Source organism: Variovorax sp. Varisp53 (genome assembly GCF_059491555.1).
The window spans coordinates 1,145,052-1,170,161 of the sequence record NZ_CP168512.1; the positions used below are offsets into that span (position 1 = coordinate 1,145,052).

Consider the following 25,110-nt stretch of genomic DNA (forward strand, 5'->3'; position numbering starts at 1 on the left):
CTTCGACATGAAAAACTTTGCTCTGATCGGCGCCGCCGGATACATCGCCCCGCGCCACATGCGTGCCATCAAGGACACGGACAACCATCTTGCGGTGGCCTACGACATCAACGATTCGGTCGGCATCATCGACAGCATCTCGCCGCAGAGCGAGTTCTTCACCGAGTTCGAGCGCTTCTACGAGCATGCGCAGCAACTCAAGCGCAACCCCGCCACGGCGCTGGACTACGTGGCGATCTGCAGCCCCAACTACCTGCACCATCCGCACATTGCTGCAGGCCTGCGCCTGGGTTGCGACGTGATCTGCGAAAAGCCGCTGGTACCCACGCCCGAGCTGGTCGATGAGTTGGAGCGGGTTGAAAAGGAAACCGGCAAGCGCGTTTTCAACATCCTGCAGCTGCGCCATCACGAAGCCATCCTGAAGCTGCGCGACAAGGTGGCAGCGGCGCCCGCGGACACCAAGTTCGACGTCGAGCTGACCTACATCACCTCGCGCGGCAAGTGGTACATGGAAAGCTGGAAGGGCGACAACCGCAAGTCGTTCGGCGTGGCGACCAACATCGGCGTGCACTTCTACGACATGCTGCACTTCATCTTCGGCAAGCTGCAGCGCAACGTGGTGCACTACAGCGGCACGGCCAAGGCGGCGGGCTACCTCGAATACGAACGCGCGCGCGTGCGCTGGTTCTTGTCCATCGATGCCAACGATCTGCCGGCCGATGTGAAGGGCAAGAAGACCACCTTCCGCAACATCGACATCAGCGGCGAGAAGCTCGAATTTTCGGAAGGCTTCACCGACCTGCACACGGCGAGCTACAAGGAAATTCTGGCCGGTCGTGGCTATGGCCTCGAAGATGCGCGCCACTGCATCGAAACCGTCAACGTGATTCGCAGCGCCACGCCCGTCCAAGGCGAGCAGGGCGAAGTGCATCCGTTCGTGCGGCATCTCGCCTGACGCGCCGCGAACTCGGCATGGCATACAAAGCCCACCCCACCGCGATCATCGACGAGGGCGCCCGCATCGGCGACGGCACCCGCATCTGGCATTGGGTGCACGTCAGCGCGCAGGCTTCCATCGGCGAGGGCTGCTCGCTCGGCCAGAACGTCTATGTAGGCAACGACGTTTCCATAGGCAATAACGTCAAGATCCAGAACAACGTCAGCGTCTACGACGCAGTGACGCTGGAGGACGACGTGTTCTGCGGACCGAGCATGGTCTTCACCAACGTCTACAACCCGCGCTCAGCCGTCACGCGCAAGGACGAATATCGCCGCACCCTCGTGAAGCGGGGCGCCACGCTGGGCGCCAACTGCACCATCGTCTGCGGCAACACCGTGGGCGAATTTGCCTTCATCGGCGCGGGTGCCGTGATCAACAGGAACGTGCCCGCCTATGCGCTCATGGTCGGAGTGCCTGCCAAGCAGATCGGCTGGATGAGCGAGTTTGGCGAGCAGCTCGCACTGCCGCTGCAAGGTGCAGCTGAAGCCGTTTGCGCGCACACCGGCGCGCGTTATGTACTCGACGGCAATGCCGTGACCAAGCTGGAAACGAAGGCACCATGATCGAATTCATCGACCTCAAGACTCAGCAAGCCCGTATCAAGGACCAGATCGACGCGGCCATCCAGCGCGTGCTGGCGCACGGTCAATACATCCTCGGCCCCGAAGTTGCCGAGTTGGAAGAGAAGCTTGCGGCCTACACGGGCGCCAGGCATTGCATCACCGTAGCCAACGGCACGGATGCCTTGCAGATCGCCCAAATGGCGCTCGGCATTGGGCCGGGCGATGAAGTCATTACCCCAGGCTTCACCTACATCGCGACTGCCGAAACGGTGGCGTTGCTGGGCGCCAAGCCGGTGTACGTAGACATCGATGCGCGCACCTACAACTTAGACCCGGCGCTCTTGGAAGCTGCGATCACTCCGCGGACCAAGGCCATTGTTCCAGTGAGCCTGTATGGCCAGTGCGCTGATTTCGACGCGATCAATGCCATTGCCGCCAAACACGGGATTCCGGTGATCGAGGATGCGGCGCAGAGTTTTGGCGCTACCTACAAGGGGCGCAAGAGTTGCAATCTCAGCACCATTGCGTGCGCCAGCTTCTTTCCCAGCAAGCCACTGGGTTGCTATGGGGATGGGGGCGCCATCTTCACCAACGATGACGAACTGGCCAAGGTGATGCGGCAGATTGCTCGGCATGGGCAGGATCGGCGGTATCACCATGTGCGGGTGGGGGTGAACAGTCGGCTGGATACGTTGCAGGCCGCGGTACTGCTGGCGAAGCTTGAGATCTTCGACGACGAAATCGCTAGCCGTCAGCGTGTGGCTGCGGAGTACGGACGCTTGTTGAATGGGGTTGGCGTAGCTATGACTCCGCACGTCGAGTCGCACAGCCAGAGTGCTTGGGCGCAATACACCGTGCGCGTTAGCGATCGCGAGGCGTTACAGAGCCGTATGAAGCAGGCCGGCGTGCCGACTGTTGTGCATTACCCAATTCCTTTGAATCAGCAGCCTGCAGTGGCAGATGAGTGGGCCAGATTGCCAGTAGGTGATGCGGTAGCGCGGGAGGTTCTGAGCTTGCCGATGCATGCGTACCTAGCTTCCTCCGAGCAAGCCGCAATAGCTACAGCCTTGATCCCTGGTTGAACGCAGATGCCCCTGCGTCAAGTAGTGTTGGTGCTGCGCGCGCGGCTCCGATCGATGAACCGAACTGGCTTTGCACGCTCTGTTGGCGTGCTGGTAGGGGGGACTGCATTTGCGCAGGCCTTTTCCATCTTGGTGTTGCCACTTGTCACTAGGCTGTACACGCCCGCCGATTTCAGCGTCCTCGCGGTATTCGCTTCTATTTTGTCGATCGTCTCGGTTGCCGCGTGCCTGCGACTAGAGATCGCGATTCCGCTACCCGAAGATGATGAGGATGCCGCCAACCTGTTGGCAGTGGCATTGTGCACCTGCACTATCGTCGCCGTGTTAGCAGGGGTTGTGATCTGGTGTTTTCCGGCGCAAATTACGGCTTTGGTGGGTCAACCTGCATTGCGCCCATATTTATGGCTGCTACCCATAGGCATTTGGCTCGGGAGTGCCTACGCAGCAGTCCAATTCTGGGCTACTCGCAAGAAGCGTTTTAGCGGGATTGCCAAAACCCGAATGACCCAAGCGATAGGGGGGGCTGGAACTCAGATCGGAATGGGTTGGGCTGGACTCGCTCCTTTGGGGTTGCTGGTAGGGCAAGTAGTCAACAGCGGCGCAGGATTGCTTGGATTGGGACGTGTGGCACTCCGTGAGGATCGAACCGCCTTTCAAAGAGTGAATTGGAGTGGCATGAGTCGCGTTTTTCGGAAATACGACCGCTTTCCTAAATATTCCACTTTCGAAGCATTCGCTAACAGCGCCAGCATTCAGCTCCCGGTTCTTTTCATCGCCGGAATTGCCGTGGGCCCTGAAGCCGGTTATTTGATGTTGGCGATGCGCGCCATGGCTGTGCCGATGGGCTTAATCGGTGCCGCAGTCTCGCAGGTTTATTTATCGCGAGCGCCTGAGGAATTGCGCGCTAGGCGGCTCTCCGGATTTACTCTGCAAATAATTGGCGGCTTGGCTAAAAGTGGCGTAGGGCCTTTGTTATTTGCCGGAATTGTCTCGCCGACATTTTTTCCATTGATATTTGGGGAGAAATGGTTGCGAGCTGGCGAACTGGTGGCTTGGATGACCCCTTGGTTTGTCATGCAGTTTTTAGCATCTCCAATTTCTATGACCTTGCATGTAACCGGAAATCAGCGTAGTGCGTTAAATCTGCAGCTATTTGGTTTGCTGCTACGGGTTGGTAGTGTGGTACTAGCTGGATTGTGGATGCAATCGCGGATTGTTGAAGTCTACGCTGTTTCTGGATTTATTTTTTATTCCCTATATTTGTACGTGGTGGTTCGAATGGCAGGAGTAAAAATGGCCGAATTATTGAATGTCTTGATTGCAGCTTTTCGTAGCGCTTTTGTTTGGATGGTTGCAGGAGTAATTTTGGTTGCCAGCTCGTCGGTATTGCCGAAATTCTGAGTGCGACACGAAGAGCGAGCAAGCTTTTAAAAACGCTGGTTTGTTTTGGCTATTTATAGGTTAAAAATCATTAATAGTCCGATAGGTTTTTACGGTGTGCTCGGAGAGTTTTATGACTGAAAATTCCGTCGAAATAAAATAATGAAATATCCACTCGATGCCAAGCAACTGGGTCAAGATTACTTCGATCTTGCGATAGTCTTCTTCGTGTTGCTTGTTTCTTACGCAGTTAAATTTGCGGAGTTAGTCGAACTAGATGTGGTCGTCGTCGGCTGGACCGCGGTGATGCTCTATGCCCTGTATAGAGTGAGGCTGAGTTTGTTTTTTATCCCGGCAATTTTTTATCTTGTGCTCTTTCTGGCCTACTTGAGTGGCGCGGTTTTCGTCCCGCTCAATCCTGCTGAACTTGAGTATGGCCGCGTTTTATTGACGTCTTTTATTCTCTCAACCCTCGTCTTCGGACTGATGATTAAAAAAAATGGCGCTTCTGGAATTGCTGCAGGAAGCTCATTGAGCGCGCGATGGATTCCCTACCTGGGGTTAATTGCTATAACCGCGTGGACGATATTTGTCTACACGGAAGGAAAGAACATCGGGGGCTCGGTCGTTAAGGAGTATGGAGGGGCTAATTATCTGACAAGCTCCGATTTGCTGGCAATGTTTTCGTTGTCGGTATTGGGCTCGCGAAACATTTCGACAAAAGAAAGTTTGATTTTTTTCGCGATTTCCGTAATGGCGCTGATTTTTCTTGGTTCTCGCGCTTCTTTGCTTATTTTTTGCGTCGCATACATTTTTTGCGTCGGCCAAATTCGAGGAAGAAATAAGCTGATCATCTTCTTTGGGGTTTTGTTAATTGCCGTTGCTCTTGGTCTTGCAGTTCAGAGCGATGAGTCTGATTTATTTTTTAGATTCAAAACCCTGTATGACTTAGGGGGAGATGAAAGTTTGACCGCACGGGAGGTTTTCTTTTCGAGCTATGTGTCGACGATTGATCAACGGGTCGAGTGTTTATTTTTGCCCTGCATGCCTGCTAGTGGCGACTATGTACACAGCATAATTTCAGTCCACCAATATTTCGGCATCGCTGGTGTCGTTGCCATTGCATTTTTATTGGCGCTGGTTTTGATGTACTACCTGAAATTTCGAAATTTCCTCCTTCCCGGTTTATTTTTCTACGTGTGCATCAATATGTTTTTCGCTCGCGCGTGGGTGTCGCTGGTGTTTCCTGTTTTTATTGGAATGCTCCTGTTTTTTGCGACGAAGGTCCTCGTTGCAACTAAAAAAGGGAGTCCATTGATCGGCAAAACTGAACTGTCGCACTAGAAAAAGTTGAGTTCGCATTCAGAATTCCAAACTGGTGAAAATTCGAGCAATCTATGAAAATATTCATTGTTTTATTATTCTCTTTTGGATTGAGTTGCGGGCAGCCAATTTTTGCAGAGCCCTCCCAAAAGAAATTTATGGTTGTGCAGTCAATGCATTACAAGGGCGGGGTGGATGTTTCCGAATTTGGCGTTGGTAGGAATCCGATTATTTACGAGTCATCGTTGCTTCCTTCCAAGTCCTCGGATCAAATCGCTCGAGGAGCTGTTTTTGATGGACTGGTCGCTAGCCTAGAAAAAGGGCCTCTTCCGACTGTCATCGATATAGAGCGATGGTCTATTTACACGGAAAATGAGATCGAGCGAGTCAAGAACAAAGAGAAGTTTTTGGAAATACTGAAGCGAATTCGCGCCGCTCGCCCCGAAATTTCATTTGGTTTCTACGGCGTGATTCCCGAGCGAACCTATTGGCCACTTGTTGATAAAAATAAATTAGCTGAAAAACGCACGTGGGAAACTCTTAACAATAAAGCGTTGGCCGATTTTGCGCCTTACGTCGATGCAATTTATCCTTCTCTCTACACGTTCTATGAAGATCAGGCAGGGTGGCGACGCTATGCGGAAGAAACTTTGAAGGTGGCCCGAAAATTTGGCAAGCCAGTTTATTGCTACTTGTGGCCCCAATACCATAGCAGCAATCTCAGGCTTAAAGAGAAATATCTGCCCGTGGACTATTGGGGCATGGAGTTGGAGACCTGCTACCAATACGCCGATGGGATCGTGATTTGGAATTACGAACCTGATGTGAGTTGGGATCCTAATGCTCTATGGTGGCAGCAGACGCTAAAATTTTTGAAATCTCATGCGATAAAAAACTAAGACACTGCATTGTTTGTGTCGAATCTTTCTTTGCGGGTCGATTTTTATTTTGGCTTTGATTGCTGAGGCTGGTGATGAAGAATTTTATTGTTTTTAGTAAAAGCAATTGGGATGAGTCGCCGCGGTTGCGACACCAGCTAACAAATCTTCTTTTGAATTCCGGGAATAGCGTGATTTTCGTGCAAAAGCCATTGTTTTTTTGGCAGCGCCGGAGGAATGATTTTCCGATCAGTGACGGCGGGCTCGCAATTGTCACTACGAAGCAGATTTTTCATCATCAACTCCGTTTTTTCTTCCTTTTAAGATGGATTAATAATCTATTTGAAATTTTTAGCATTAAGGCAAATTTGCCATCAAGGCTTTGCGAAAATGCAATTGTGATAAATTTCAATTACGATTACTACTTTTTGAGATCGGTTTTCGGGAGTAATAAAATTATTACAATCGTGAACGACGATTTTGTTGCGCAGGCTAAACTCGCGGGCAAGGCCCGCGTACGAAATGCTTTGGCCAAAACTTGCGGCGTTAGCGATGCTGTTTTAACTGTGTCGTATCCCTTAATGCAGCAACTATCTGCTTGGTGCAAACCGAAGCTTTTTTTTCCTTGGAGTGATGATCGGTATAGTTTGCCGAATTCTGATTCGCTTAGGAATGCTGTTTTGATCTGGGCATCGATTAATGAAATTATTGACTTTGAACTGCTTGCTAATGTTTCTCGACGGCTTCCCCAGATAAATTTCTATCTTGTCGGCCCACTCGCAACGGCGAGCAAAACTGTCGTTTCAGATTTGTGTGCTGTTTGCAAGAATATCTTCTACTTGCCGCCCTCGACCCTGGAAGCTCTCCCGTTAGAAAAATTCTTCGCAGGTTTAATGCCTTATAAAGCCGGTGTTCCCTCTACAGAAGCTGTAACCCTCGCGAACAAGTCGCTGAGGCTGATGAGTAGAGGATTGCCACTGATTGTTCACGGGATGCCAAACTTCCTGGAGCATGAGGCAATATTTTCTTGCAGCGGAGAATTGGAGATGGCAAAAAAAATCGAATTTTGCCTGGAGAATTTTTCGGAATTGCAGGCGCCGATAAAGAAGCTAGTGGATGTAAATGGCCCTGACGATAGATACAGAGAATTTCTGAAAATCCTTAACGAAATTAAATAGGTTGCCATATGTTTGCTGGAAAAAATCTTCTTCTCACCGGCGGCACTGGTTCCTTTGGTAACGCCGTTCTCAAAGGATTTTTAGATACCGGGATCGCTGAAATTAGAATCTTTAGTCGCGATGAAAAAAAGCAGGATGACATGCGCAAGCGCTACAACCATCCCAAGCTCAAGTTCTATATTGGTGATGTACGCGATTCGCGAAGCGTGGGTGCGGCAATGCGCGGCGTGGACTACGTCTTCCATGCGGCGGCACTCAAGCAGGTGCCTTCCTGCGAATTCCACCCAATGCAAGCAGTCCGCACCAATGTGCTCGGGACCGAGAACGTATTGGAAGCAGCAATTGCCGCAGGCGTGAAACGAGTCGTGTGCCTCAGCACCGACAAAGCCGTCTACCCAATCAACGCCATGGGCATCAGCAAAGCCATGATGGAGAAGGTGATGGTCGCCGCCAGCCGCAATCTGGAAAGCACGAACACCGTCATTTGCGGCACTCGCTACGGCAACGTCATGGCCTCGCGCGGTTCGGTCATCCCGCTGTTCGTGGAGCAGGTGCTGGCAGGCAAGCCCATCACCGTGACCGACCCGTCTATGACTCGCTTCATGATGACGCTGGAAGATGCCGTCGAACTGGTGCTGCACGCCTTTGAGCACGGCAACAACGGCGACATCTTTGTGCAGAAGGCCCCGGCAGCCACCGTGCAGGTGCTGACCCGAGCGATTCTAGAGGTGATGCGCAAACCCGATCACGAGGTGCGCGAGATCGGCACTAGGCATGGCGAAAAGCTCTATGAAGCGCTACTGAGCCGAGAGGAAATGGCCTGCGCCGAAGATCAGGGCGACTATTACCGCGTGCCGCCCGACGGCCGTGACCTGAATTACGCCAAGTATGTGGAGCAGGGCGAGCAACGCATTACCCGAAGCACGCACGGCGAAGACTACAACTCGCACAACACCACCCGTCTCGACGTCGAAGGCATGAAGAAGCTGCTGCTCAAGCTCGACTTCATGCAGCGCATTGCACGCGGTGAGGTCGCCGAGGCGCAGGAATAAGACCATGAAAGTGTTGATTACCGGCGCCCGCGGTTTCGTGGGCAAGAACCTCCAGTTGCACCTGGCTGAGCGCAAGGACGTGCAGGTGGTCTGCTTCACTCGCGACGACAGCGTGGACCAACTGCCCGCGCTGCTGCAGGGGGTGGACTTCGTGTTCCATCTCGCGGGGGTCAATCGCCCGCAGGACCCGCAGGAATTCGCCACCGGCAACGCGGAACTCACGCAGAGCCTGAGCCGCGCTGTCTGCGCAGTGGCCGAAGCCACGGGCAAGAAGGTGCCGGTCGTCTACACCTCTTCCACCCAGGCGGGGTTCGACAATCCCTACGGCCGCAGCAAGCGCGGGGCCGAGGAGACGCTGCAGGCAGCCGCTCGCAGCCACGGCATTCCAGTGCATCTCTTCCGGCTGCCCAACGTCTTCGGAAAATGGTGCCGGCCCAACTACAACTCGGCAGTGGCCACGTTCTGCCACAACATCTCGCGCGGACTCCCCATCCAGGTCAACGACCCGGCAGCGGCCGTCACGCTGGTGTATGTGGACGACGTCATCGAACGCTTCGTTCAGCTGATGGATGGCGCAGACGCCGCGGCGGACGCGGAAGGGTTCGCCACCGTGGCGCCGCAGTACACCACCACTGTGGGCGAACTGGCCCGGCAGATCCAGTCGTTCAAGGACAGCCGCAGCACCCTCATGACGGACCGCGTGGGCACGGGGCTGGTGCGGGCGCTTTATTCGACTTATGTGAGCTACCTGCCGCCCGAGTCGTTCGCCTACCCGGTGCAGCAGCATGGGGACGCGCGCGGCGTGTTCGTCGAGATGCTGAAGACGCCGGATGCCGGCCAGTTCTCGTTCTTCACCGCGCACCCCGGCATCACGCGAGGCGGTCACTACCACCACAGCAAGACCGAGAAGTTCCTGGTCATCAAGGGGCAGGCACGCTTCAAGTTCCGGCACATGCAGACCGGTGAAACCCACGAGCTGGTTACCGCTGGCGACAAATCAGAAATCGTCGAGACCGTGCCCGGTTGGACGCATGACATCACCAACATCGGCACCGAAGAAATGGTCGTCATGCTCTGGGCCAACGAGGTGTTCGACCGCGCGCGGCCAGACACCTTTGCCTGCCCGCTGTAGACCCCAGGACTTTCGATTTTCCCCATGAAAAAACTCAAAGTCATGACCGTGGTCGGCACCCGGCCTGAAATCATTCGCTTGTCGCGCGTGCTGGCCCGGCTCGACGAGCACTGCGACCACGTGCTGGTGCATACCGGCCAGAACTACGACTACGAACTCAATCAAGTCTTCTTCGACGACTTGGGCGTGCGCAAGCCCGATCACTTCCTGAACAGCGCGGCCAACGCCACCAGCGCGGCGCACACCATCGGCAACCTCATCATCGCGGTGGACCAGGTGCTGGCCGAAGTGCAGCCCGAGGCCATGCTGGTGCTAGGCGACACCAACAGCTGCCTTTCGGTGATCCCGGCCAAGCGCCGCAAGATCCCGATCTTTCACATGGAGGCGGGCAACCGTTGCTTCGACCAGCGTGTGCCCGAAGAAACCAACCGCCGCATCGTGGACCACACGGCGGATGTCAACCTCACCTACAGCACCATCGCGCGCGACTACCTCCTGCGCGAAGGGCTGCCGCCCGACCTGGTCATCAAGACTGGCAGCCCGATGTTCGAGGTGCTGACGCACTATCGCCCGCGCATCGAGGCGTCCGACGTGCTGGAGCGTTTGGGCTTGCAGGCTGAGCAGTATTTCGTGGTCAGCGCCCACCGCGAAGAGAACATCGAGTCTGCGCAGTCGTTCACCAAGCTGGTGGCTGTGTTGAATGCGGTTGCTGAAGACCATGGCTTGCCGGTCATCGTCTCCACGCACCCGCGCACGCAAAAGCGCATCGACGCAACGGGCGCGCGCTTTCATCCGCAGGTGCGGCTGCTGAAGCCGCTGGGCTTTCATGACTACGTCAAGCTGCAGTTGTCCGCGCGAGCCACCTTGTCCGACAGCGGCACGATCAACGAAGAGTCGTCGATCCTCAATTTTCCGGCGCTCAACCTGCGCGAGGCGCACGAGCGGCCCGAGGGGATGGAAGAGGCCGCCGTGATGATGGTGGGCCTTGAAGTGGAGCGTGTGCGCCAAGGCCTGGCCATTCTGGACACCCAGCCCCGAGGCGAGGCACGCGGCCTGCGCCAGGTGGCCGACTACAGCATGCCCAATGTTTCGGACAAGGTGCTTCGCATCGTCCACAGCTACACCGACTACGTGAATCGCGTGGTCTGGAAAAAGTACTGAGGCATGGCAACTCGCGTGTTGCTGTTGACGCAGTGGTTCGACCCCGAGCCGACGTTCAAGGGCATCGTGTTCGCTCGCGAACTCGTGCGCCAGGGCTTCGAGGTCGAGGTGCTGACCGGCTTCCCCAACTACCCGGGTGGCAAGGTGTATCCGGGCTACCGCATCAAGTTGCTGCAGCGTGAAGTGATCGACGGTGTGCAGGTAACGCGCGTGCCGCTCTATCCCAACCACGACCAGTCGGCGATCAAACGAGTGTTGAACTACGCCAGCTTCGCTGCCTCATCGCTGTTCTATGGCTTGTTCATGGCGCGGCGGCCCGATGTGATCTATGCCTACCATCCGCCGCTCACGGTGGGCATCACGGCCGGCTTGCTGCGGCTGCTGCGCCGCGTTCCGGTGGTCTACGACATACAGGACATGTGGCCCGATACCTTGCGCGCCACCGGCATGGTCAACAACGCCCGGGCCTTGAGCGCGGTGGCTGCCGTATGCCAATGGGTGTATCGCCGCGTGGATCACATCGCCGTTCTCTCGCCGGGTTTCAAGCGTCTGCTGCTGGAGCGTGGCGTGCCTGATGCCAAGGTCGAAGTGATCTACAACTGGGCCGATGAAGTTGCGTTGGCTTCGCCGCAGGGGCATCCGCCAGCCACCTTCCCGGGCCCGGAAAAATTCCGCATCCTCTTTGCGGGAAACATGGGCAAGGCCCAGGCACTCGATGCAGTGCTCGACGCAGCTGCTCTCCTGCAGGCGCGCAACGCGCGGGTGTGCTTCGTGCTGCTCGGCGGCGGTGTCGAGGTGTCCCGGCTCAAGCAGCGGGCGACCGACCTGCAGTTGGGTAACGTGACCTTTCTGCCGCCGGTGCCGATGTCGGAGGTGGGGGCGTTGCTCAATGCCGCCGAGGCTCTGTTGGTCCACCTGCGCAAGGATCCGTTGTTCGAGATCACCATTCCGTCCAAGACACAGGCCTACATGGCCGTCGGCAAGCCGCTATTGATGGCGGTCGATGGTGATGCGGCCGGGTTGGTTGCACAGTCAGGCGGCGGCGTGGTTGTTGAATCCGAAAACGCCAACGCACTGGCCGACGCCGCCGAAGCGTTCGCAGCCATGTCGCCTGACGCGTTGGTAGCTATGGGGCAGCAGGCGCAGCGCTACTACCGGGAACAACTGGCCCTGAAGGTCGGCGTCGCCAAATTCGGTGCCATCTTCACGCGCCTGGCCAATGGTGCGAAATCGAAATGAAGCGCTTTTTTGACATCGTGCTCGCCTGCCTGGCGTTGCTGCTCCTGGGCCTACCGCTGTTGTTCCTGACGTGGCAGGTGCGCCGCAAACTGGGCAGTCCCGCGTTCTTTCGCCAGACGCGACCGGGCTTGCACGGGCGACCGTTCAACATGGTCAAGTTTCGCACGATGACGGACGCACGCGGCGTCGATGGTCAGTTGTTGCCCGATGCAGATCGGTTGACGCCCTTCGGCCGCTTCCTGCGCGCCAGCAGCCTCGACGAGTTGCCCGAACTCTGGAACGTGCTCAAGGGCGACATGAGCCTGGTGGGTCCACGTCCGCTGCTGATGGACTACCTGCCTCTGTACTCCGCAGAGCAATCGCGCCGCCATGAAGTGCGCCCCGGTATCACGGGCTGGGCTCAGGTCAACGGGCGCAACGCGTTGAGCTGGGACGAGAAGTTCAAGCTCGACGTGTGGTACGTCGACCACCGGTCGCTCTGGCTCGACATCAAGATCTTGTGGCTCACCGTGCGCAAGGTGCTGGTGCGTGATGGCATCAGTGCGGCGGGCGAAGCAACGATGCCCCGATTTTTGGGCTCGCGAACAGGAGACAAGCTGTGACCCTTCCTCTCTTTGCCGTTTATGGCGCCAGCGGCTATGGCCGTGAAGTAATGCCTTTGGCACGCGAGCAATTGCGGCATCAAGGCATATCAGCCGAGCAGTTGGTGTTTGTCGACGATCACTCTGAAGTGCAGATGATGAATGGCCAGCGTGTGCTGCGCTATGCAGAATTCTTGCAGGCAGAAGCCAGCGCGCGGCATGCAGTGCTCGCCATCGCCAACAGCGCGATACGAGAGAAATTGGCTGCACGCTGCGCTGAGAACCGGGTATTGCCATGGACTGTGGCCGCTGCCAACGTAGTGATGCTGGACGATGCAGTGCTGGGGGAAGGTGCCGTATTGAGTCCCTTCGCCATGCTTACGTCCAATATCCGGATCGGGCGGTACTTTCACGCCAACATCTATAGCTATGTGGCGCACGACTGTGTAATCGGCGACTTCGTTACCTTTGCGCCCGGCGTCAAATGCAATGGCAATGTGCTCATAGAAGACCATGCATACATCGGCACCGGAGCCGTCATCAAGCAGGGCAAACCGGGCCACCCCCTCGTCATCGGTCGTGGCGCTGTCGTCGGCATGGGCGCGGTAGTCACCCGCGATGTGCCAGCCGGCGCCACTGTGGTCGGCAATCCCGCCAAACCATTCATCAAAGGTTGATTCGTCGTGTTGAATACCTCGTTCTCTCCCTGGCCCAGCTTTACAGCTGAAGAAGCCGATGCCGTGCAACGCGTGCTCCTGTCCAACAAGGTCAATTACTGGACCGGCCAGGAGTGCCGCACATTCGAAAGCGAATTCGCAGCCTGGGCAGGCACCGCACATGCGCTTGCGCTGACCAATGGCACGCTGGCACTGGACGTGATTCTCAAGGGCATGGGCGTCGGCCCCGGCGACGAGGTGATCGTCACGCCACGCACCTTCATCGCCAGCGTGTCGTGTGTCGTGAATGCGGGGGCCACGCCGGTGTTTGCGGATGTCGATGCGCAAAGCGGCAACCTGTCGGCCGAGACCATCGCTCGAGTGATCTCGCCGCGAACCAAGGCAGTTATCTGCGTTCACCTGGCTGGTTGGCCCTGCGACATGGACCCGATCATGGCGCTTGCCGCCACGCACGGCTTCAAGGTAATCGAAGACTGCGCGCAGGCGCACGGTGCACGCTACAAAGGCAGATCGGTTGGCTCCATCGGCCATGCAAGTGCATGGTCCTTTTGCCAGGACAAGATCATGACCACGGGCGGCGAAGGCGGCATGGTCACAACAGACGACGAAGCGCTGTGGCGTGCCATGTGGCAGTACAAGGATCACGGCAAGAGTTACGAGGCCGTATACGAGCGCAAGCACGCTCCGGGCTTTCGATGGCTGCACGAAAGTTTTGGCACCAATTGGCGCATGCTCGAAATGCAGGCTGTCATTGGTCGCATTCAATTGAAGCGCATGGCTGAATGGACCGCCGCGCGCACGCGCCACGCGCAGGCGTTGTGGGCGGCAGCACGCCCCCATTCAGCGGTGCGCGTGCCGGAGTTTTTTGCGCATCACGTCGCGGCCGGCAGTGTGCATGCGCACTACAAATGCTATGTGTACGTTCAGCCGGAGCGGTTGGCCCTAGGCTGGAGCCGCGACCGCATTGCCGATGCCATTCAGGCGGATGGCGTGCCTTGCTACCAGGGTTCGTGCTCGGAGGTTTATCTGGAGCGTGCATTCGACGGTACCGGCTGGCGGCCGATCGAACCGCTGCCCGTTGCACGCGCACTGGGCGAAGCGAGCCTGATGTTTCTCGTTCATCCCACATTGACTGCTGTCGAGGTCGACAAAAGTTGCACGGTCATTGCGCAGGTGTTGGCCGAGGCGTCGGCTTGAAGCCGCAGTCCCGCCTCGCGCAGAGGGCTGCCCTTTGGCGTTGGCTGCTGTTCGTCGCAATGCTTGCGTTGCTGGTGCTCAGCCTGATGCCGCCATCGCTGCAAATGCCCAGCACGGGGTGGGACAAGAGCAACCACGCCCTGGCGTTTGCGGTGTTGGCCTTTCTTGGCAATCGGGCGTGGCCGAAGCAGCCCGTCCCGGTACTTTTGGGGCTTCTGGCCTACGGAGGGCTCATCGAGGTGTTGCAGTCCTTCACGCCCGACCGGTTTGCCGAGTGGGAGGACTTGCTGGCAGACGCGGTTGGGCTCTTGCTGGGAGAGGTGCTGGCGCGGCTGGTGTGGCATCGCGCATCGGAGCGTGCATGAGGCTTGTTGCGACTGCCGGGAACTAAAATACTATTGGAAGGGGAGTTTTCAAATTGTGATTAATAGTCTTGTGCGACCACCGGGTGTCGCTGACCTGATGGGCCGTCCCGCGCCATGAAGTCCGTCCTGGTCGTATGTATCGGCAACATCTGCCGCAGCCCGATGGGAGAGGCCTTGATCGCCGCTGCCTTGCCGCAGCTCGAGGTGGCTTCAGCGGGCGTTGGCGCGCTGGTGGGGCAGCCGGCTGATCCCCTGGCGCGTCAACTCATGGCCGAGCGCGGGCTCGACATCGAGTCTCACCGTGCGCGCCAACTGACCAATCTGATGTGCCAGCAGGCCGATCTCATCCTTGTCATGGATGAAGAGCAGCGTCTGCTAATCAACCAGCGTCACCCCCTCACGCGCGGCAAATTGTTCCGTCTGGGTGAGGTTGCGCGCGTCGACATCCCCGACCCCTACCGCTTGGGCCGACCGGCCTTCGAGCAAGCCCTGCAACTCATCGATGCCGGCGCCAGTGCGTGGGTCGAACGCATTAGAAAACTCTCATGACATCCCTTACTACCCCATCTCCCTCGTCGGTTGCCGTTACCGGGCCTCTGCGCGACGACGACGATGTAGTTCATCTGTCCGAATACCTGGACATCCTGATCGACCGCAAATGGTTGGTGGCAGGCATCACGTTTGTCGCCGTCGCTCTGGGTGTCGCCTACGCGGTGCTGTCAACGCCCGTCTATCAGTCCAACCTGCTGGTCCAGGTCGAAGACTCCGCGCCCGATGCGAAGAGTTTTCTTGGCGATACGGGGGCACTGTTCGACGTGAAGACGCCAGCCATTGGCGAAATCCAGATCATCCGGTCACGAATGATCTTGGGCGGTGCGGTCGAGGCAACGCGCTTGTACATCGATGCGCAGCCGCGCTATACGCCGCTGATCGGCGAGTGGCTCGCCCGCCGTGCCAAGGAGCTGTCGGAGCCCGGTTTTCTGGGGATGAGCGGTTACGTTTCGGGCACGGAGACGATCGACATCGCCAAGTTTGATGTTCCCCCTGAGTTGGAGGACCAGAGGCCTTTCACCATCACGGCACAGGCCAATGGCCAGTACACGCTTGCCCACCCTGACCTGGCCGAGCCGCTGACCGGCACGGTAGGCAAGTTGCTGAGCCAGCAGGTGCACGGCGGCACGATCGTGCTCATCGTCTCGCAGCTCGATGGCAAGCCTGGCGCGCAGTTTGTCGTCTCTCGCGCTTCTGTGCTTGCCACTACCGAGGACCTGCAAAAGCGAATTCAGCTCAGTGAGCAGGGCAAGCAGTCGAACGTGATCAGCGCAACGCTGGAAGACAGCGATCGCGATCGCTTGCGGCGCATCCTCGATGCAATCGGCGCGCAGTACGTGCATCAAAACGTTGAACGCAAGGCCGCCGAGGCAGAGAAGACGCTCGAATTTCTCGACCGGCAGTTGCCCGAGTTCAAGAAGCAACTCGAAGGCTCTGAAGATGCGTACGCGAACTTCCGGAACAAGAACGGAACCGTTGCCTTCGATGAGGAAGCCAAGGCAATCTTGACCCAGGCTGTGCAATTGGAGACCAAGAAGCTCGAGTCCGAGCAGCTGCGACGCGATCTGCTCTCGCGCTTCACTGAAACGAACCCCAAGGTGCGCGTGGTCGACGGGCAAATCGCTGCCTTCCGTCACGAACTCGATGCCATCGACCGCCGCGTGAGCGCCATGCCGGTTCAGCAGCGAGACGCGTTGCGGCTGGAGCGAGACGTTCGCGTCAACGGTGAACTCTACAAATCGCTGCTCAACAGCTCGCTGCAATTGCGCCTCGTCAAGGAAGGCAAGGTCGGCAACGTGCGCTTGCTCGACAAGGCTACCGAGCCCAAGAGGCCTGTGAAGCCACAGAAGCAGCTGGTTGTGGCGCTGTCGCTGGTGCTGGGTTTGTTGGCTGGCATCTCGCTGGCCATCCTGCGCAGCAAAATGGCCAACGGCATTCGGAATCCTCAAGAGATCGAAGATCGTCTCGGATTGAACGTCTATTCCGTTGTCCCTCTTGCCGTCGAACAGGAGAAGATTCTCCAACGTATTGCCGGCGGTGCAGGCGGCGTGCAGGTCCTGGCCGTCACGGAGCCGGGGAGTGTCGCCATAGAGAGCTTGCGCAACCTGCGCATCTCCCTGCAGCTGACCTTGATGGAATCCGGGAACAACCGGGTGCTCATCACTGGTGCGACACCGGGTGTGGGCAAGAGCTTTGTTTCGGGCAACTTCGCAGTGATCATGGCGCAGGCTGGCAAACGCGTGCTGCTGATCGATGCCGACTTGCGCAAGGGGCACATCCAGAAAGCCTTCGGCCTTCCACGGCAGGGCGGCCTGGCCGACGTTCTGGTGGGAGACCTGAGCACCGAGCAGGCGATCCATGCCCAGGTTGTACCTAACCTCGACGTTCTTACGACCGGTAACTACCCGGTTAACCCAGCAAACATGATGTTGTCGTCCAGGCTGGGCGACTTGCTGAATGCCATGTCTGCCCAGTACGACCTGGTGGTGATCGACAGTCCGCCAGTGCTGGTTGCGGCTGATGCCGCGGCAGTGGCCGCACATACCGGGGCCATCCTGCTGGTTGCTCGCGATGGCCTCACGCAACTTGGTGAACTCAACGAGAGCGTCAAGCGCCTGGCGCACGCGGGGCAGCAGGTTAACGGCGTGGTCTTCAACGGCATGGACCTCTCGCGCAGGCACTACGGAAGCTACGGCTACAAGTACGGCGGCTACCGCTATACCGAGTACAAATACAAGGAAGCGGCCTGAGTTTGCGGCTTGTACTGAGCATGGCTTCGGTTTGAAGAATGAGAAATCTTCTTCAGTACCGTGTCACTTGCCTCGACACAAACAATACAAAAACTCACATCTGACCGTGGCGGAATACCCAGAACAGGGGGTGTGCCCTGGTATTTCTTCACAGAGAATGAAGAAATGAAACAGCGCTTCCGGCGAGTGGAACTCAAGTGATCAATCGTTTGGCTGCCCCGCTGCTTGCGTTGCCGCGCCCCGCCAAACGCTTGCTGGCATTGGCCGTGGATGCGGCTTTGTGCTTGCTGTGCGTTTGGCTCGCATTCAGTTTTCGGTATGAGCAATGGGTAACCCTGCGCGGGGTGCAATGGTCGGCGCCGGTGATGGCCGTGGTCCTGGCGTTGCCGCTCTTCGTGGTCTTCGGCTTGTACAGGGCCATCTTTCGCTATGCCGGCAGCGCTGCGTTGATGGCAATCGTGCGGGCCTGTGCCGTGTTCGGTCTCGGTTATGCACTGATGTTCTCCGTGGTCGGCGTAAAGGGCGTGCCGCGCACGGTGGGTATTCTGGTGCCGCTGTTGCTCTTCCTCGCGATTGCGGGTTGCCGCATGTTTGCGCGTTATTGGCTGGGTGGCCTGTACATGAGCGCACTTCATCGCAAGGCCCTGCCGCAAGTGGTGATCTACGGTGCTGGCGGCGCCGGTCTGCAGCTGGCCGCGGCATTGGCACAAAGCCGCGAAATGATGCTTTGTGCTTTTGTGGACGATGCAGCCCACCTTCAGGGCAGCACGCTCAACGGTGTGCAAATTCAATCGGTTGAGTGGTTGGAGCAGAACGCCGCCAAGCAGGGCATTACCGATGTGCTGCTGGCCATGCCTTCGGCCAGCCATCTGCGTCGCGTTGAAATTTTGAATCGGCTCTTGCCGCTGCGTCTGCATGTGCGCACATTGCCGGCCCTGGCCGATCTGGCCAACGGCAGGGTGCAAGTCAATGACCTGCTCGAGGTGGATATCGAAGACCTGTTGGGCCGCGATCCGGTGGCACCGGTGGCCGACTTGCTGCACAAGCACATTCGCAGCCAGGTGGTTCTGGTTACCGGGGCTGGTGGCTCCATCGGCAGCGAGCTTTGCCGGCAGATCGTGCAACTTTCACCATCGGTCCTGCTGCTGGTCGACTTGAGCGAATACGCGCTCTATGCCGTTCACCAGGAGCTCGAGGAGCTTGCGCCTGAAGTTCGCGTCATCCCGCTCCTGGCCTCGGTGTGCGATGCCCGCCGGCTGCGCGAGATCATGCATGCGTGGCGCCCTGACACGGTCTATCACGCGGCCGCCTACAAGCACGTGCCCCTCGTCGAACACAACCCGATCGAAGGCGTGCGCAACAACGCGATCGGCACGCTCACTGCCGCGCGAGTGGCGATGGAGTGCAAGGTTCGGCGCTTCGTGCTGGTCAGCACGGACAAGGCCGTTCGGCCGACCAACATCATGGGGGCCAGCAAGCGGTTGGCCGAAATGGCTTTGCAAGGGCTGGCGCAGCAAAGTACCGAAACCTGTTTCTCGATGGTCCGTTTCGGCAACGTGCTCGGTTCCAGCGGTTCGGTGGTGCCATTGTTTCGGCGCCAGATTGAAGCAGGTGGGCCAATCACGCTCACGCATGCCGACATCACGCGCTATTTCATGACGATTCCCGAGGCCGCCCAACTGGTGATCCAGGCAGGCGCAATGGCCTGGGGTGGCGACGTGTTCGTGCTCGACATGGGTAACCCGGTGCGCATTATCGATCTGGCGCGTCGGCTGGTGGAGCTCTCGGGGCGCACCGTGCGCGACGAGGCGACGCCCGAAGGAGACATCGAGTTGCACATCACCGGCTTGCGCCCCGGCGAGAAGCTGTACGAAGAGCTGTTGATCGGCAACAACGCCATGCCCACGGTGCATCCGCGCGTGATGAAGGCGCACGAAAATTGCCCACCGTGGGAAGAGCTTTGGCGCCAATTCGATGTGCTGAAGGCAACGCTTGAAAGCAGCGATGTTCCAGCCTTGAAGGCTGCACTGAAGCAGATGCTGGCTGGCTATCAGCCGCACCTGGAAGTGGTCGACTGGGTGCACATGGAGCGGCATCGTGTGCGGCCCGCGAGCCAGCCACTTGGCATCGAGCATCATCATCGCCCCGACGATGGTGGCAAGCCCGCATCGCCGATCGCGATAGCCGCCTGACTTTCTTCTCTGCTCGCCAAGTGCGAGATTCGATAGCCAGGCTTCTCTCGCAAGCCGCGGTTATCGAGCCGGCCCGAAATCCAGAATGTTGTCCCCAGCCTTGGGCTTGTTGTCGTCCGGCGGCGAGAAGCTGAACGCCCTCGGGTCCCGCGAGGTCGTCATTTCGTAGAGCGGGTTGATTCGTCCCAGCTTTGCGCCACCGTCCCGCACCAGGGGAGCCCAGGTGAAGTTTGCGGAGAACTTGCTGGACCGCGGCAGCAGCGCGTCGAATGGCAGCGAAATGTAGATGCCCTTGTCGAAGCTGCCTTCGCCGAACCGCGCCGCCGACACATTGGTCTTGGTGGCATAGGCGCCGATCGTCACACCGTTGTCGAAGCGGCGGCTGATGTCGATGGACACGCCGCGATCGCCGGCCAGGTACTGGCCCACGCTGACCCTGGCTTGCACGCCGTTCCAGCCGGTGTCCCAGTACAGGGTGGCATGGCCGGTGTTGACCTTGTAGTCGCGCAGGCCGAAGTCCTGCGCAAAGTCGCGCTGCCGCACATGGTTGATGTCGACGCCCAGGGCAAACTTGCTGCGCCATGGCCGGTACAGCCATTCGGCGCCGACGCCCGCGAACATGGGTTCGAGCGCACCGCCATACACGCTGTAGTACTGGTCTTCGTTCAGGCGGCCCACGTGGGTCAGCTGAAGCACCGGCATGGTCAAGCGCTTCGACGTGACGTACTCGCGCTGGAAGGTTCGCACGCGCGGCAGGTTGCTGGGCGCGGTGTAGGTGAACTTGTCGAAGTTGTCCACCAGGCGCCAGTTCAGCGCGGCATTCACCCAGGTGCTCTGCGTAAAGCGGTACTCGGCCGTTGCCTGAACACCGAGCTGGTAGAGCACGAAAGCATCGGGCCCACCCAGGATCTGCGAGAAGCTGGGCGTCAAACCGAAGAAGAATTTCTGGGGACGATGCTCCCAGGCAGCCATCGCGGGTTCGGTGGGCTGCGAGGTGCTCGTTGCCGCGGTGGTGGCCGCGTTCTTCGACGGAAACTCGAGGAGCCGGTCTTCGCTGTTGTCCTGCGGCGGTGCGTACTCGCGTTGGCTGACGGCCCGTTTCTCTGCGGGCGTTTGTGCTTGGTAGTGCGCCGTCATCCATTCGGCCCTGTCGACGACCTGTGCGTGCATGGCCAGGCCGCGTTCGTTGTAGTGCAGGATGAACGTTTTTGCCGACGCCGGTGCATCGCGATGCAGCACCGCAATGATCTGCTGCACGCGTGCTTCGCGATAGACGGTGTTGCTCTCGGTGATCCAGACGTGCAGGCCGCTGCCTTGCGGCGCAATGCGCTGGACCGTCCATTCGGTACGTGACTCGATCTCGGCAGCCGTGGACGCCCATCCGGGCGGATTCGCGGGTGCTTCCGGGGTAAAGCGTGGCTGGGGCGGATCGGCGACCTTGCTGGATCGCATCGATGCGACGTTGGTCGACAAGGTGATGCCAACCATCACCTTGTTGCCGCGCTCGAAGCCGGCACTGAAGGCCACGTTCGGCGAGTAGCGGTACTCGAGGCCGATGTTGAAGGGGGAGCGTTGTCGCTGGTTGTTGTTCTGCGGCTCGTGCTGGTAGTCGTTGCCTTCGTACTCGAGCTTGACGGTCAGCGGCTCCCAGGGCGTGCGCCACGCCACGCCGCCGAACAGGGCTGCAGGGCCGCGGAAGTAGGAGCCGAAGTTCGCCTCGCCCCCTGTTGACGATGAACGACCGGAGCGTGTTCTGAATCGGCTGCTCAGCGCGATCAGCGGGTTGCGGATGTTGCCGCTGCTGCCCAGGTATCCCCAGCCGATGCCAAGGCTGAAATCCAGGTCGCCGTGGCGCTTGTTGGCAACCAGGTATTCGGAAGAAAACAGGCCGGTACCACCGAGGTCTCGAAAGCCCAGCGCGAGCTCTGGCACATAGGCGGATTCGCTCAGGAGCCGCACCTTCAGGTCGATGCTCTTGTCCTTGTTGCTCTGGCCGGTTGTGCTGGCTGCGTAGGCGCGATTGCTGATGGACGTGTAGCGAAAGCCGGCCTCCAGCCAGTCCAGCGGCTGGAACATCACGTTGAGCCGCGAATACGGGTGCACGTTGGTCAGAGAAGTCCGGAAGTCGCCGGCCTGGCCCATTCGGGCTGTGGGCGTTTGCAGCAACCCGGTTTCGCCCCAGTCGTTGCCGCTGGCGCGGTAGGGCTGGTACTGCGGAACGGGCTGCGGGCGCACGGATACCGTGGTTGAGGGTGCCGTCGCAGCTTGCGGATCCATTCGCGCGGGCGATACCGCCGCGAGGCTGTCCTTGCCTTGTGGCGCAGGTCCTTGCGTTGCAAGGAATTTGATGATTCCCTCGGATGCGGCGACCAGGTCGGTCATGTCGCGCGGCGCGGCCCAGATCCACGCGCCCGGCGCCGGCTCATCGGAGGGTTGGCTGTTCCATGGCGCAACGCCCACGCGGGCGGTGCGGCCGTCGGGCTGGGCAACCCATGCCCAGTCGTAGGAACCCACGGGTTCGCATGCCGTGACGTAGTCCCATGCGGACCGGCCAGCTTCGTGCGCCACGTGGCAAAGCTCGCCGTTCGGGCGCACGACGGCAACGGTCTTCAGGTCGGCCGGCGGTGCGACGAGTTGCTGGCCGGCGCTCAGGACCGGGTCTTCTTCCGGATGGGCCTGCAGCCATCGCGGGTCGACCACGCCGAGCGCCACCCGGCCGGTGACCGGCATTTGCTGCAGCCAGGTGATCAACTTCAGGCGCTCGACCTGATCGGCCCGAGCCGCGAGCCGGTTCGCTGCTTCGATGCGAACCAGCAAGGTGTTCTTGAGGAATTGCTGCGCAAGTCGCTCCTGCGGAACCCGCCATGCAAGGCCGGGCGCAGCGGCACCCTCGGGTTGGCGCAGCAACCAGGTGCTCAGGCGTTCGCCGGGGCGCACATCGGCATCGCTTGCCGGCGCGTTGGCTGCAGCCTTGTCCCAAGACTGTGCCAGCGCGCTGAAATTTGCCGCCAATGCGCAGGCGACCGCCACGTGACGGGGCCAATGGTGTTTGCTGCGCGTGCGAAACGGGGCGCTCATGTACCGGCGCCCGCCGGGGAGCCGGCTGCAGGCGCGGGAGGTGTCCACCGCTCGAAGCTCATGCAGAGGTCATTGGAAATGCATTGCTCCGAGTACACGACTTGAGGCGTACCTGAAAGAAGCGAGATGGCAAAGCGCGCGTTCGGCAGCGAAGAATTTGCGGGCAACGACACGCTGCGCTCTTCGTACCATTGCAAGGCGTTGGCGGCAGTCCCGGAGAGGGCGCTGTTGCTGGGCGGCGCAATTGGTGCGCGAACGACTTCATCGCGAATGCCGAAACGATAGCCTGGCATGAGATCCCGCTCGCGCCTGTACCGTTGCTCTTGCGCAGCAGAAGTGCCCGCGTCGGCTTGCCATGAAGGAAGTGAAGAGAAGCGCACGGTGCGCCAGTCGACGCTGAGGCCGGTGGTCCCTGCCAAGTGGCCGTTCAGGAGCTTGACGACCTCGCCGGAGCTGCTGTACCAGACTTCCACCGGCCCTTCGGCGCGCGTGTCGACATAGCCGAGGACCATGAAAATGGTTCGGCCGTCAATGACCGTTTTCAGGTAGCGGTAGCTGGGATTGAAGTTGGGTTGGGCCGACTCGGGTGCACCTCGATAGAGGAGGCGAGCCGTATCCAACATGGCAGAAGATCCGGAGGAGCAACCGCCAACGCCCAAACAAAACGTTGCCCAAAGGCAACGTTTCAAGAATCGCGTGGCGGAACCTACGCGCGGACTTTTCAGCGAATGCCCTCCCGAGGGGAGGGCACGCGGCATTAACGCGTGCCGGTGGTACCGGTGGTGCCAGTGCCCGTCGTGCCGCCAGGGCCAATGCCGAAGCCGCCGCCAGAATTGCCACCGTTGCTGCTGCCGAGAGCGGCAACAAGCGCCACGCCAGCGGCAACACCACCGACCACTTGGGGGCTCACTCGTCCGACTGCAGCATTGGTAGCGCCACCAGCGCCGGCCGCGCCCTGGATAATCAGGGCTCTATCGCTCGCACCGGTGGATTGAGCAAAAGCAGAAGAAGCTGCCAGAGCGGCGAGGGCCACGGCTGCGGAGAGCTTGAAAATTGTCATGCTGATCCCTTGGAATTCGGTGTTTATCGCAATGAGGTTAACAGCATCGCAAATGTGCCGCAACAAATTCCCCCGTCTATTACAGCGGGAGACGGACCCCGTCGTGACTTTTGCCCAAGCGTGTTTCGCGGTGCTACGTAACGCCTTCGATGGGCCGGACGTAACGACGATGGCGCGGCAAGCCCGCCGCTGACGGTCGCTACTTGAAACTCACGCTGGCAGCATCGCATTCCTCAATGAAATCAAGGCATTTGACGTGGCGGAGGTATTTGCAACTCAAAGTGCTCTGCGTAGGCATTGTTCCTGCAGTGTCTGAAACGAAAGTGAGCATTTATAGTTCGGAGTTGTCGCCATGAGTGTTGCTTGTCATCCGTTGTCTTCACAGTCGATCCTGGAGCTCGAAGCGCCCAGGAATTCCTACGGCGGCACTTTTCGCAGTGCGTTGATCGTTGGGGAAGACATCGCCATGGCCGAGCGCATGCGGCGCATCCTGGGCGGACTTGCGCCAGGACGGCGCGTGGTCGTCGCCTCCACTCAGGCCGAGGCCCGCAACCTGCTGGCAGCGTTGCCCTATGACCTGATGCTGGTCGACATGAATCTGCCGACCCGCGACGGGGTGTCGTTGATTCAACATGCCCGCCAGTCCTATCCCTGGATCGAGAGCGTTGCCATGTCGGCGGCCGACGACCGCGAACTGGTGGATGCCGCCATTGCCGCGGGAGCCGTGGGCTACTTGCTGACCGAGGCAGACGACGCCGAACTGGCCTTTCAACTGCGCTCGATCGAACGTGGCGGCGCACCGATGGACTCGCGCGTCGCGCGCCGTCTCCTGGGCACGATCGCGGCGTCGGCCAGGGGCGTTGCTCCATTCGTGGCCATTTCGCCTCCGCAACCGCGGCCGCGGCCGCAGACGGCGTCCGGTTTGTTGTCGCCGCGCGAACTCAACGTGCTGAGGTTGATCGCGCAAGGGTGGAGCAACCGGCAGATTGCAGAGTCGGTCTTCCTATCGGTCAACACGGTCGAGTTTCATGCCAAGAGCATCTACCGCAAGCTCTCGGTGAAATCCCGCACCCAGGCGGTTCACGAGGCGACGCAGCACGGCCTTCTGAACTGAGGCCGGTGCGCCCGTGCCGCCTGCTTGCGGGTGGCGAGCGGTCCACGTCATGGCGCG

22 protein-coding genes are annotated in these 25,110 nt (G+C 59.0%); 19 read left to right on the forward strand and 3 right to left on the reverse strand.

The genetic code is table 11. The annotated features are described in order from the left end of the window. The first annotated feature begins 7 nt into the window (after positions 1-7). The 18 genes from ACEOAB_RS05135 (at position 8) to ACEOAB_RS05220 (ending at position 19,801) form a co-directional block, all read left to right on the forward strand. A complete protein-coding gene (locus ACEOAB_RS05135; RefSeq protein WP_413747875.1) occupies positions 8-955 on the forward strand; it encodes a Gfo/Idh/MocA family protein in 948 nt (315 codons plus the stop codon). Between the two features lie 17 nt (positions 956-972). Then, a complete protein-coding gene (locus ACEOAB_RS05140; protein WP_413747874.1) occupies positions 973-1,563 on the forward strand; it encodes an N-acetyltransferase in 591 nt (196 codons plus the stop codon). Then, on the forward strand, positions 1,560-2,645 hold the full coding sequence (locus tag ACEOAB_RS05145) for a DegT/DnrJ/EryC1/StrS family aminotransferase (protein ID WP_413747873.1): 1,086 nt from the start codon (positions 1,560-1,562) through the stop codon (positions 2,643-2,645). Before ACEOAB_RS05140 ends, ACEOAB_RS05145 begins: the two co-directional genes overlap by 4 nt. A 6-nt stretch (positions 2,646-2,651) precedes the next feature. After that, positions 2,652-4,046, forward strand: a complete 1,395-nt coding sequence (locus ACEOAB_RS05150; protein ID WP_082571925.1) for an oligosaccharide flippase family protein — start codon at positions 2,652-2,654, stop codon at positions 4,044-4,046. Between the two features lie 141 nt (positions 4,047-4,187). Beyond that, a complete protein-coding gene (locus ACEOAB_RS05155; protein ID WP_413747872.1) occupies positions 4,188-5,369 on the forward strand; it encodes a hypothetical protein in 1,182 nt (393 codons plus the stop codon). A gap of 53 nt (positions 5,370-5,422) precedes the next feature. Then, on the forward strand, positions 5,423-6,247 hold the full coding sequence (locus ACEOAB_RS05160) for a hypothetical protein (protein WP_157609910.1): 825 nt from the start codon (positions 5,423-5,425) through the stop codon (positions 6,245-6,247). Between the two features lie 74 nt (positions 6,248-6,321). Then, on the forward strand, positions 6,322-7,404 hold the full coding sequence (locus tag ACEOAB_RS05165) for a glycosyltransferase family protein (protein ID WP_495653514.1): 1,083 nt from the start codon (positions 6,322-6,324) through the stop codon (positions 7,402-7,404). An 8-nt stretch (positions 7,405-7,412) separates the two neighbouring features. Further along, positions 7,413-8,456, forward strand: a complete 1,044-nt coding sequence (locus ACEOAB_RS05170; RefSeq protein WP_056586104.1) for a polysaccharide biosynthesis protein — start codon at positions 7,413-7,415, stop codon at positions 8,454-8,456. Positions 8,457-8,460: 4 nt separating this feature from the next. Further along, complete coding sequence (wbjC, locus tag ACEOAB_RS05175; RefSeq protein ID WP_413747870.1) at positions 8,461-9,588, forward strand: UDP-2-acetamido-2,6-beta-L-arabino-hexul-4-ose reductase; 1,128 nt, start codon at positions 8,461-8,463, stop codon at positions 9,586-9,588. A gap of 24 nt (positions 9,589-9,612) precedes the next feature. Beyond that, positions 9,613-10,749 (forward strand): non-hydrolyzing UDP-N-acetylglucosamine 2-epimerase, encoded by a 1,137-nt coding sequence (wecB, locus tag ACEOAB_RS05180; protein WP_413747869.1) that lies wholly within the window; start codon positions 9,613-9,615, stop codon positions 10,747-10,749. A 3-nt stretch (positions 10,750-10,752) separates the two neighbouring features. Further along, positions 10,753-11,988 (forward strand): glycosyltransferase family 4 protein, encoded by a 1,236-nt coding sequence (locus ACEOAB_RS05185; protein ID WP_413747868.1) that lies wholly within the window; start codon positions 10,753-10,755, stop codon positions 11,986-11,988. After that, on the forward strand, positions 11,985-12,590 hold the full coding sequence (locus tag ACEOAB_RS05190; RefSeq protein WP_056586117.1) for a sugar transferase: 606 nt from the start codon (positions 11,985-11,987) through the stop codon (positions 12,588-12,590). The genes ACEOAB_RS05185 and ACEOAB_RS05190 overlap by 4 nt, the downstream gene beginning before the upstream one ends. Continuing rightward, complete coding sequence (locus ACEOAB_RS05195) at positions 12,587-13,246, forward strand: acetyltransferase (RefSeq protein ID WP_413747867.1); 660 nt, start codon at positions 12,587-12,589, stop codon at positions 13,244-13,246. The genes ACEOAB_RS05190 and ACEOAB_RS05195 overlap by 4 nt, the downstream gene beginning before the upstream one ends. A gap of 6 nt (positions 13,247-13,252) precedes the next feature. Next, a complete protein-coding gene (locus ACEOAB_RS05200; protein ID WP_413747866.1) occupies positions 13,253-14,443 on the forward strand; it encodes a DegT/DnrJ/EryC1/StrS family aminotransferase in 1,191 nt (396 codons plus the stop codon). Further along, positions 14,440-14,808, forward strand: a complete 369-nt coding sequence (locus ACEOAB_RS05205) for a VanZ family protein (protein WP_413747865.1) — start codon at positions 14,440-14,442, stop codon at positions 14,806-14,808. The genes ACEOAB_RS05200 and ACEOAB_RS05205 overlap by 4 nt, the downstream gene beginning before the upstream one ends. A gap of 114 nt (positions 14,809-14,922) precedes the next feature. Continuing rightward, complete coding sequence (locus ACEOAB_RS05210; RefSeq protein ID WP_056586130.1) at positions 14,923-15,357, forward strand: low molecular weight protein-tyrosine-phosphatase; 435 nt, start codon at positions 14,923-14,925, stop codon at positions 15,355-15,357. Further along, positions 15,354-17,609 (forward strand): polysaccharide biosynthesis tyrosine autokinase, encoded by a 2,256-nt coding sequence (locus tag ACEOAB_RS05215; RefSeq protein ID WP_056586134.1) that lies wholly within the window; start codon positions 15,354-15,356, stop codon positions 17,607-17,609. The genes ACEOAB_RS05210 and ACEOAB_RS05215 overlap by 4 nt, the downstream gene beginning before the upstream one ends. A gap of 197 nt (positions 17,610-17,806) precedes the next feature. Then, positions 17,807-19,801, forward strand: coding sequence for a polysaccharide biosynthesis protein (locus ACEOAB_RS05220; protein ID WP_413747864.1), 1,995 nt, complete (start codon positions 17,807-17,809; stop codon positions 19,799-19,801). Between the two features lie 60 nt (positions 19,802-19,861). Here ACEOAB_RS05220 and ACEOAB_RS05225 read toward each other — a convergent pair whose 3' ends face one another. The 3 genes from ACEOAB_RS05225 to ACEOAB_RS05235 all read right to left on the reverse strand — a co-directional run bounded on the left by ACEOAB_RS05225 (position 19,862) and on the right by ACEOAB_RS05235 (position 23,939). After that, positions 19,862-22,879: a YjbH domain-containing protein gene (locus ACEOAB_RS05225; protein WP_413747863.1), complete on the reverse strand. Its 3,018-nt coding sequence runs from the start codon at positions 22,877-22,879 to the stop codon at positions 19,862-19,864. After that, positions 22,876-23,502, reverse strand: a complete 627-nt coding sequence (locus ACEOAB_RS05230) for a YjbF family lipoprotein (RefSeq protein ID WP_413747862.1) — start codon at positions 23,500-23,502, stop codon at positions 22,876-22,878. The genes ACEOAB_RS05225 and ACEOAB_RS05230 overlap by 4 nt, the downstream gene beginning before the upstream one ends. Positions 23,503-23,636: 134 nt before the next feature. Next, positions 23,637-23,939, reverse strand: coding sequence for a hypothetical protein (locus ACEOAB_RS05235; RefSeq protein ID WP_413747861.1), 303 nt, complete (start codon positions 23,937-23,939; stop codon positions 23,637-23,639). A 352-nt stretch (positions 23,940-24,291) separates the two neighbouring features. On the opposite strand from ACEOAB_RS05235, the gene ACEOAB_RS05240 reads away from it, so the two are divergent. Beyond that, positions 24,292-25,053 carry a LuxR C-terminal-related transcriptional regulator gene (locus tag ACEOAB_RS05240; protein WP_413747860.1) on the forward strand — a complete coding sequence of 254 codons (762 nt, stop codon included), beginning with the start codon at positions 24,292-24,294 and terminating at the stop codon, positions 25,051-25,053. Positions 25,054-25,110: the final 57 nt, after the last annotated feature.